This window comes from Microcystis sp. M049S2 (assembly GCF_020245625.1).
Classification (GTDB): Bacteria; Cyanobacteriota; Cyanobacteriia; order Cyanobacteriales; family Microcystaceae; genus Microcystis; species Microcystis ichthyoblabe_A.
Map to the genome: position 1 here is coordinate 1 of NZ_JADBUN010000227.1, position 9,778 is coordinate 9,778.

The 9,778-nt window shown below is 43.6% G+C and carries 6 protein-coding genes and 2 pseudogenes; 3 read left to right on the top strand and 5 right to left on the bottom strand.

Features of this window, described 5'->3' with window-relative positions:
- Positions 1-652: pseudogene (locus IM496_RS18495) on the top strand (ISAs1-like element ISMae8 family transposase); the annotation flags it as partial.
- 271 nt (positions 653-923) lie between these two features.
- Here the strand turns inward: IM496_RS18495 and IM496_RS18500 are convergent.
- The 3 genes from IM496_RS18500 to IM496_RS18510 all read right to left on the bottom strand — a co-directional run bounded on the left by IM496_RS18500 (position 924) and on the right by IM496_RS18510 (position 5,422).
- Positions 924-3,461 (bottom strand): CHAT domain-containing protein, encoded by a 2,538-nt coding sequence (locus tag IM496_RS18500; protein WP_287662882.1) that lies wholly within the window; start codon positions 3,459-3,461, stop codon positions 924-926.
- 530 nt (positions 3,462-3,991) lie between these two features.
- Positions 3,992-4,360, bottom strand: coding sequence for a GxxExxY protein (locus IM496_RS18505; protein ID WP_002755507.1), 369 nt, complete (start codon positions 4,358-4,360; stop codon positions 3,992-3,994).
- A 528-nt stretch (positions 4,361-4,888) separates the two neighbouring features.
- The gene (locus IM496_RS18510) at positions 4,889-5,422 is read right to left on the bottom strand and encodes a hypothetical protein (protein ID WP_287662883.1); all 534 of its coding nucleotides are present in this window, start codon (positions 5,420-5,422) and stop codon (positions 4,889-4,891) included.
- Positions 5,423-5,492: 70 nt separating this feature from the next.
- Between IM496_RS18510 and IM496_RS18515 the strand changes: the two genes are divergently transcribed.
- Positions 5,493-6,356: a hypothetical protein gene (locus IM496_RS18515; protein ID WP_287662884.1), complete on the top strand. Its 864-nt coding sequence runs from the start codon at positions 5,493-5,495 to the stop codon at positions 6,354-6,356.
- Positions 6,357-6,373: 17 nt separating this feature from the next.
- Here IM496_RS18515 and IM496_RS18520 read toward each other — a convergent pair whose 3' ends face one another.
- Together IM496_RS18520 and IM496_RS18525 are read right to left on the bottom strand one after the other, a co-directional pair.
- Positions 6,374-8,242, bottom strand: coding sequence for a cation:proton antiporter (locus IM496_RS18520; RefSeq protein WP_287662885.1), 1,869 nt, complete (start codon positions 8,240-8,242; stop codon positions 6,374-6,376).
- A gap of 129 nt (positions 8,243-8,371) precedes the next feature.
- Complete coding sequence (locus IM496_RS18525; protein ID WP_287662886.1) at positions 8,372-9,586, bottom strand: RNA-guided endonuclease InsQ/TnpB family protein; 1,215 nt, start codon at positions 9,584-9,586, stop codon at positions 8,372-8,374.
- An 80-nt stretch (positions 9,587-9,666) separates the two neighbouring features.
- Between IM496_RS18525 and IM496_RS18530 the strand changes: the two are divergent.
- A pseudogene (locus IM496_RS18530) lies at positions 9,667-9,778 on the top strand (transposase); the annotation flags it as partial.

The following is a 9,778-nucleotide window of genomic DNA, read 5'->3' on the forward strand; positions in this document are numbered from 1 at the left end:
CGAAAACAAAAAAGGGTCTGAAATCGACGAAGGTCAAGCGATAATTGAAGATTGCTCTCTCCAAAATAAAGTTTTTACTGGCGATGCTTTACATTGTCAGAAAAAAACAATCAGCTTAATAGCCAAGAGTAAAAATGATTATGTTATCACCGTTAAAGGAAATCAGAAAAATCTTTATAAGCGAATACAAGACCTGAGTAATTCCTCAAAGCCAGAAAGTTGCTTTCTCGAACAAGATAATAGTCATGGACGAAAAATATCAAGAAAAATAGAAGTTTTTAAAGTGAGGAAAAATGAAAGACAAGGGTTTGAAAATCTGCGAAGAATTGTTAAAGTAGAAAGAAGGGGTAGTCGCGGGGATAAAACTTATGAAGAAACGGCTTACTATATCAGTAGCCTAACCGAATCCGCCCAAGTATTTGCTGAAATTATTCGAGGACATTGGAAAATAGAAAATCAGTTACATTGGGTAAAAGATGTAATTTTTGAGGAAGATAAAAGCGAGATCAGTGATTTTCAAGCGGCCAGCAATTGGTCAATTCTCACAACCATAGGATTGAATCTTTTCAGAGGTTTGGGTTTTCTCTCAATAACAGAGGGACAGAGGTGGTTAGCTGAACGTTGGGAAAAACTGATAGTTTTATCGACGTAAGAAGCAGAAAAATTAGCTAAATTAACAGGATGTACTCTCAGAAAATTTGAAGAGAGATAGGCTTTTAGTAGCTTGGGAACAAGCTTTATCAATTTATTCATAATAAATTTGGCAGAGGATTAAAGATTAGTTATTGTGACTAACTCTTTTGGTTAGAAAAAGATAAACTTGAGAATCTTCGAGCAAATTTATTGACTCAAAATCAGCTATACTTAATTTAAATGAATCAACCCTACCTTGATAAGGGGGGTGGCGATCCCCCTGCTCCCTGCTACCTGCCACTTGCTCCCAACTCTTGACCATCTCCAATCAGGATAAACGCCGCCCAAAAGAAAGGATGAAGGTCAATATGGGCGAGTTTTGCTTGACGGAGGGCTTCCGCTTTGGTCATGCCCTGTTGTAAATTAGTATAAAATTGATTTAAAATCGCCGCCGTGGGCAATTCTGGGCTGTTTTGTTGGGAATATTGCACAAAATCGGTGGCATTCCAAAGACTGGCGAGGGTAGTTTTCGCCCCCGCTCTTTCCCAAACATAGGCCAAACCCGCCAAACCGACTCCATCCACTTCCCGCGCCGTTTCACAAGCACCAATAGTAATCAGTTCGGTGTTTTGCAGTCCCAGTTTCACGGCATCTTTGAGTTCATACTGTTGACTGTTGGCAAACAGCAGGGTATTCGGTTTCATGCCTAGGCTAGGACACCCCTCTGGACGGAAACAACCATGAGTGCCTAAGTGCAGAATAGGAAACCGAGGCGATTGACTTAAAAAGGCGTCGAGGGTGGCTTGTTGGTGTTTGTAGATTTGGCTGTTGGCATAGGTTTTTTGCAGAAAGTTGGCTTGAGCTTCTGTGCCGATTAATTCGACTTGGGTAGGACGGGGATTAGCAAAGACGAGGACACTAGGATTATTGACTTTCGGCGTGGGTTGGGGCTGCACTTTACTCAGACGGGTGAGGTAGTGAATGGGATATTTTTGCAGGAGATACTGTTGAGTTTGGTTGTCGTAGAGGGTTTCAAAGGGGATTCTTTGCAAAGCACCCGTGGCAATGATGGCCAGGGTTTGATTCGGGGCAATTTGGGCTTCAATGGGACGAATCAGCAGGTCATAGAGTTGGGAACTGAGGGCGCGATCGACGATTTCTAGGTCGCTTTCCAGTTGGCTGGCGTAGCGTTGCAAAAGCTGATTAAGATCTTTAGGGACGGGAACTTGCTGAACCTTAAGGGTGGTACGAGTAAGGATAAAGAGGGCAACGGTATGTTCAACGTTATCTATCCCTGTGAGTAGGACGGGTTGGAGGAGGGTGGTATTAGCAGGTAGATTGGCTTGCAGTTGGGCGAGGTCGGTGGGGGTAATTTCCAGTAAATCGGCTAATTCGGGGTATTTTTCCACGAGAGTTTCCGCCTGTTCGTTGAGGGCGGCTTCTTGTTGCCGGACTTGTTGGGAGAGGGTGTCGCTGAAGTTGGTTTGTAATTCTTGGCGCAGGGCTTCCAGTTGCCGTGCCTGTGCTTTCCACTCCTGATAAGCTTGATTGGCGACAGGATTTTTGACTTGTCCTTCTGTTCCTGCAAGGCGATCGTAATCCACGAGGTCAAAAGTGGTGCTGAGATTTGCCCATTCAAAAGCTTTTTGAGGGGAATTCTGGCGAATGAGGAGATCTACTAGGGCAATGCTTGTCCCTTGCTCACTTTCTAGGAAGGTTGCCCGCAAGGAACGGCTAACCCCCCGCCGTAGATCCAGAATCAGATTAGCGGATTGTTCCCAAGAGTTAATCGCCGATTCTAGTTTTCCTTGATCTCGATAGATAAGACCGATACCAGTGAGAGTAACGGCTTCCCCAGAGCGATTGCCCACCGCCCGTGATAAGGGTAAAGCCTGTTGGTAGTAGTCTAAAGCCTTCTGTTGCTCCCCTAAAGCATAATAGACAAAACCAATATTATTGAGAGTAGCGGCTTCCCCAGAGCGATCCCCTACCGCCAGCCATAAGGGTAAAGCCTGTTGGTAGTAGTCTAATGCCTTTTGTTTCTCCCCTAAATCATCATAGACAGCCCCGATATTATTGAGGGTACTGGCTTCCCCCTCCCGATCGCCCACCGCCCGCGATAGAGATAAAGCCTGTTGGTAATAGTCTAATGCCTTCTGTTTTTCCCCTAAATCATCATAGACAAGACCAATATTATTGAGAGTAGCGGCTTCCCCCGAGCGGGCGCTTTGCGTGCCTTCGGCAGCGCCCACCGCCCGCCATAAGGATAAAGCCTGTTGGTAATAGTCTAATGCCTTCTGTTTCTCCCCTAAAGCATCATAGACACCACCAATACCAGTGAGAATAATGGCTTCCACTGCGCGATCGCCCACCGCCCGTGATAAGGGTAAAGCCTGTTGGTAGTAGTCTAATGCCTTCTGTTTCTCCCCTAAAGCAGAATAGACACGACCAATATTATTGAGAGTAGTGGCTTCCCCTGCGCGATCTCCCACCGCCCGCCATAAGGGTAAAGCCTGTTGGTAATAGTCTAATGCCTTCTGTTTCTCCCCTAAAGCAGAATAGATACGCCCTAAACCGGTGAGGACTAATGCTTGCTCTGATTTGCTGTCGAGTTGCTCATAAAGCTTTAATGCTTGTTGTAACTTTCCTAATGCCCCCTGATAGCCTTCTAATGTTCCCGACTGGAACAATTCAAGACTTTCTTGATAAAGTCGATCTGCTTCTTGACGTAAATCCGTCTGCACCAATAGGGGGGAAGCTATAACCGTCAAATGCGGCGCTGTTACGACTAGCCCTAGACTGAGTAAGATCCCTAAACCTGTCTTCATTGCTTCCCCTCGCCAGACTCAAATGATTCTTTATATTATCTCAATAATGCCAGTATCAGGATTTTGAGGATTGGAAGATTTTCAGGATAGATATAATATTCTTTATGATCCTTTAATTATAGACTCTTCACAAGTCACCTAATCCTGTTAATCCCTTAATCCTAAAAATCCTGATCTCAGGATGGGGTTGAGGGTGGGTGTCCTATTCCCTGCATCCTTTAATTATAGACTCTTCACAAGTCACCTAATCCTGTTAATCCCTTAATCCTCAATGCCAGTATCAGGATTTTGAGGATTTGAGGATTTTCAGGATAGATATAATGTTCTTTATGATCCTTTAATTATCTACTCCTTGCCAATAACCTAATCCTGTTAATCCCTTAATTCTCAATCCCAGTATCAGGATTTTGAGGATTTGAGGATTTTCAGGATAGATATAATGTTCTTTATGATCCTTTAATTATGTACTCCTTGCCAATAACTTAATCTTGTTAATCCCTTAATCCTCTAAATCCTGATACTGATATTTGTTATCTATTATTAAATATCTTTTTGTATTCTAAACTCGTTGCGCCAAAGTTAATTAATAGACCAACAGGAAAATTATAAGCAACGACGTAATTTTTTGCTTGTGCAAGATGGACATTTTCTAGGCGAATTACTGCTTTTAATTCGACAATGACTTTTCCTTCTACGGTAAAATCAGCGCGTCTTGTTCCGACTTGTATTCCTTCATAAAAGATAAGTTGTTCTTTTTCTCTTTCAAAGGTTAATCCTGTTTTTCCTAATTCAATATCGAGACATCTTTGATAGATGACTTCTTGAAACCCATTTCCCAGTGTTCGATGGATTTTCATACAACAACCAATAATTTTATAGGTGATTTCGTCTAATTCCATAATGCCAGTATCAGGATTTTGAGGATTGGAGGATTTTCAGGATAGGGTTGGGGGTGGGTGTCCTATTCCCTGCATCCTTTAATTATAGACTCTTCACAAGTCACCTAATCCTGTTAATCCCTTAATCCTCTAAATCCTGAGATCAGGATTTAGGGGATTGGAGGATTTTCAGGATAGATATAATATTCTTTATGATCCTTTAATTATAGACTCTTCACAAGTCACCTAATCCTGTTAATCCTTTAATCCTCAATGCCAGTATCAGGATTTTGAGGATTGGAGGATTTTCAGGATGGATATTATAGTCTTTTTATCCTTTAATTATAGAATCTTCACAAGTCACCTAATCCTGTTAATCCTTTAATCCTAAATGCCAGTATCAGGATTTTGAGGATTGGAGGATTTTCAGGATAGATATAATATTCTTTATGATCCTTTAATTATAGACTCTTCACAAGTCACCTAATCCTGTTAATCCCTTAATCCTAAACATCCTGATACTGATTTTTATTGACATAATTTTGGTGATTAATTTGCCCGACAACGCACCACCCCCGCCGCTTTTAACTCGCCATTAGCAAATTCTAACTGTTTCAACACATAACCATAAGCCCCTTGCTGAGTTAAATCTCTTTGCATCTGTGGAGGCAAATCTGATAAGTTAATCTCTACCTGCTTACGCTTTTGCTTTTCCACCAAACTCAAATGCTCAAAACGGCGCGGTACAGCATAAACCGAACCACATCGCTTGTCCTCTCCCTGAATCACAATTGTCGGGTTTTCGGCAATACTGATGATGGTTTCTCCCTCTAAGGTTAATTGTGTCACTTGGGCAATGGGTAGATTAAACTCCTTACCCCCTTGCTTAAAAGAAATCCGACGCTGAGGGCGATCGAACCGAGTTAACGTCACCCCCTTATAATCTCTGCCATTGTGTAACGTAATATTTGCTAATCGTGGTAAAGCCGCTTCGAGGGTGGGTGCTTGAGCGATACTAGAAACAGTCAAAAATCCCAAAAAAACTAAAGCTATACCGGATAAAATTTCTAAACGTCTGACCATAACTCGCCCTACAATGATCATCTATAATAACTTTAATTTTAGCGTTCTTTTTTAGCGTTAGTAGCCCCCTGTGACGACTCCTTCTCCCCCGACGATTCTCCTCAATCTTGCCAGTGCCGCCGGTCTCATTGGTGCGGGATTGTACTATACAGGTTGGGTCTATCGTTGGGCATACTTTGCCTATTACCAACTCGGTATCACCAGCCTCGATTTTCCGGTTGAATCCTTCTTATTACTCCCTCTTCAAGTCTTCTTTGGTACGCCTCAAAGTATTGCTAACACCCTGATTATTGCCCTTCTGATTCCTATACTTTTTCAGCTTTCCACCCTTTGTCTTGCTTTCCTTCACTGGCAATATCAACAGTGGCTCACTAGACTGAAAAATTGGCAACTGAAAAGACAAAACCAACGCAATCGCCGAAAAATACCCTATGCTCCTCGTCCCCGCTTTCAGCGTCAGTTAACCCTTCCTCTCGCTTCGGAACTGATTCTCCTGAGTTGGATTCTCTTACTCATCTTCCATCTTGCCCGGGATCAAGGTTTAAAGGATGCCCGTCGAGATGCGGTGAATCCCACTTCTACTCTCCCCGTTGTCACCCTGATTAGTGCCAAGGAACTGCTCATTTTAGGTAAAGAAGCAGGGGATCTTGACCCCAATCAGCCCCTTTTTGAAGCCCTAACGCCCGAAGATCAGCAGAGTCTCATTGGTGATCCTAATTTAGCCCGCATTATTCAACAGCGCAACCTAACCGATACGGAGCAAGATCGCGTCTGGCGATTATTACTGGAAAGAGGGGGATGGCTGTACCTTTTTCGTGCTTTACCCCAAGATGCCCCCAAAACTGAACATCCCGTCCTGCTAGGTGTCGCTAAATCTAGCGCCGGTCGGCAGTTGCTTATTTTAAGCCCTGAACCCGTTAAATCCACTAAATAGTATAGAACAGTCTCAAGTTATCTACTGGTGGCGATTTCCACTTCGGGTAAGATTTCTAAAGATAAACGGGTTCTGACAGTGCCAGAAAGACGTTTAAGCAGTTGTGGGCGTAAATCGCGCAGAATATAGATTAATTCGTCTCCCGTGCGCCATTCTTCCCCTTCTGTTACTACCTGTAGGGAATTATCGCGACGCAATAGTAGGGGCAGCAGTTCACCATTTTCGATTAATTTAGTTAATCTGGTCTGTTGTTCGCTCAAATCATCGGCCTTAAAGATAGTTTTACCCAATTTAATCTGATTATCGTCTAAATACTGATTCCATTCCTTGACCGAAAAACTAGGCAGAAAAACCTGATTAACCTTATTTTTATCTGGGTTAGGGGTTCCCGCAAAGGCAGCCAACAACCGGGGAGGATGAAATTCCTCCCCGGCTCTTTGGGCTAAAACCAGATTAACCTCGCTATTATTAGTCAAAACCAGAAAAGTCCCCATGGATTCGATGCCCGCTTCTTGTAGTATTTTTGTATCAAGTCCGCTACTCTGCAGCACCGTCAAACCCTCTTCTTTTGCTTGCTGACAGGCTGCGGCATCCGTATCGATTAAAACCACGTTTTCCCCTTGTTCTTGGAATAAACAACCGATTAAGCGACCTAGGGGATTACAACCGACGATTACTGCCCCTGTTGCCGCAGAAGAAGTGATTTTTAGCCCTTTTGCCACCCACCGCGCCGTTAATCCCTGAATAAAAACGGTCATTAAAATTGTTAAAAAGACTAAAGCTTTGATCGCTTCACCGCCATTAATACCGGCACGGGTGAGTAAAATGGCAAATAAAGAAGCTACGGAGGCGGAAACGATTCCCCTAGGGGCAACCCAAGCGATAAATAACTTATGTCGCCAATTTAGATCACTTTTTAGGGTACACAGAGCCACACTCAGGGGACGCACCACCAGCATCAAGACTAACACCGTCAGGACGCTGCCCCAACCCAAAGCGATGACACTGGCGATCGAAAGATCCGCCGCTAGTAAAATAAACAGTACCGACACGCAAAGAGTGGTTAATTGACCCTTAAAACGCCTTAATAACCGCTCATCGGGAACAGCCGCCGCTTTTAGGACAATTCCCGCCATTACCACCGCCATTAACCCCGATTCACTGCGACTAAATTGTGATAAACCAAATAACCCCCAGACTCCCGCTAAAACCACGAGATTCTTTAACTCAAAAGTCAGAAAATTGCAAGTTTTTATAATAAAACTTAACAATCCTCCTCCAGCAATGCCGATCGCCGCCCCGATGCCTAAACGCAGGGTTAAACCGGTGATAATTTCCATGGGGCGGGAATGACTATCAATAATCGTATTTAGCACCACTACGGCTAAAATTGCGCCCACAGGGTCGATTAATACCCCTTCCCCTTCCAAAAGCGTCGCCACCCGCCGATCTACAGCTACTTGCTTCAGCAAAGGCCCGATCACTGTCGGACCGGTTACTACCACTAAAGAAGCGTAAAGAAAAGCGATCGGCCAGGGAAATTCCCCCAACCAGTGGGCCGCCATACCGCCACCGATGAGAGTGATGGAAGTACCGAGGGTGACAAGATTGCGTAAACTGCCAGAAACTCGCCCTAATTCCCGTCCGCTTAGGCTTAAACCGCCTTCAAATAGGATAATCGCCACAGAGAGAGCAACAAGGACTTCTAAGCCAATTCCCAGACTTTGGGGGTGTAAAATTTCCCAACCATCGGACCCTAAAGCAATCCCAAAAATGAGCAGGAAAACAATACTGGGAACTTTCAGGTATTCGGCGATGACTTGGGCTGTAATCCCCGCCACCACAGTGATGACAATTTGCAGAGTAAGGGCGAAAGATGGATCCATGTTTAGCGATCGGTTATCGGCTATCGGTTATCGAGGCGGGGTTATGGTTGGGGTTTAATCATTCTAATTTTGACTCTCCCCCGCTAACCGCTCGCGCGGTGTAGCGGGAGATTCTCGGTTCATAGGTTTTTAACTAGATCGACCTGGTTTAACCCAGTCGATCCCCGTCAAATCGCCTCCGCGAGCGTTTTCTAACACGGTCAGTCCGACCGCGTTTTTTCCTCGGTTCTCGATTACCTTCGCTGATGCCGTGTCTCTCGGTTCAATGTGGCCGCAAGAATCACACCGGTGAACTCTTTCTGATAACGACTTTTTGCCAGTAATCGCGCCACAATTCGGACACTCCTGGGAAGTTCCGTTTTTATCGACCTTAAGATAATATTTCCCCCGTTTCCAAGCGACAAACGGTAGTATCTCGTTAATAAAACTACCGATGCCCGAATCCAGAGATTGTTTTCTAACGATCCCTCTAGACCAGGAAATGAAGTTAATATCTTCGACAAAGATATTATCAGCAAGATCACAAAGGTAATGAGCTAACTTAAAGTGCCAATCTCTACGAGTATTAGACACTTTTTCATGTAATCTCGCTATCTTCTCCTGAAGTTTTAACCAATTGCTAGAGCCTTTAGTTTTCCGTTTCAAGCGTCTTTGTAGCAATTTAAGCTTACTCTGTACTTTCAACAAAAATCGAGGGGCTTTGATTAAATCTCCCCGTGAAGTAGCAACAAAACTCTCAATCCCCGCGTCAATTCCTAAACAGGTTTTCCCCACTGTCATATCGGGAACTAATTCCGTAGATTGGAAGGAAACCGAAACGTAAAATCCCGACGCTTTTTGGATAATTCGAGCTTGTTTAGGCTCGAACCCAGACGGGTATTCTCTAGATTGCCTGATTCTAATTTTTCCCAATTGTGGAAAATTTAAGTATTCGTCACCTAGAAAGCTTTTTGACAGCGCAGGAAAAACAAAACTCCGCATCTTTTTCTTAAATCTAGGAAAGCCGAAGCCTTTCGATTTCATCTGGTTAAACGCCTTATCTAAAGTTTTTAAGACTTGCTGTAAAACTTGAGCGTTAACTGTCTTTAATATCGGGTAAACTTTTTTAGCTTCCGTTAGATTTTTAGCTTGAACGAAGTAATTAGGATAGGGTTCATCCGCAGGAATTATGTACTCGGAAACTAGCGAACAGTGATCCGCAAGACACTTTCGAGAGTTTAACCAATCTTTCCGTTCTGAAAGAGCGTAATTATAAACGCTTTTGCAAACATCAAGAATGTGGATTATCTCCTGTTCCTGTTGTCTGTTTACCTTTAGTTTGTACTGGTAGGTAAGCGTTATCACTGTCTTTCGTGAGCGTGATGTATAGTTAAATTATAACACTTACTGCCTAGGATATCAACTAATTACAATCATGGACCAAACTAATCGCTAACCTTAAAACAGTTAGTAGTCGCTTAATTAGACAAGAATTTCCGGATTTGGCGGCAAAGTATTTCGACAACAAACCCTATTTTTGGGCGGGAGCTTATTTCG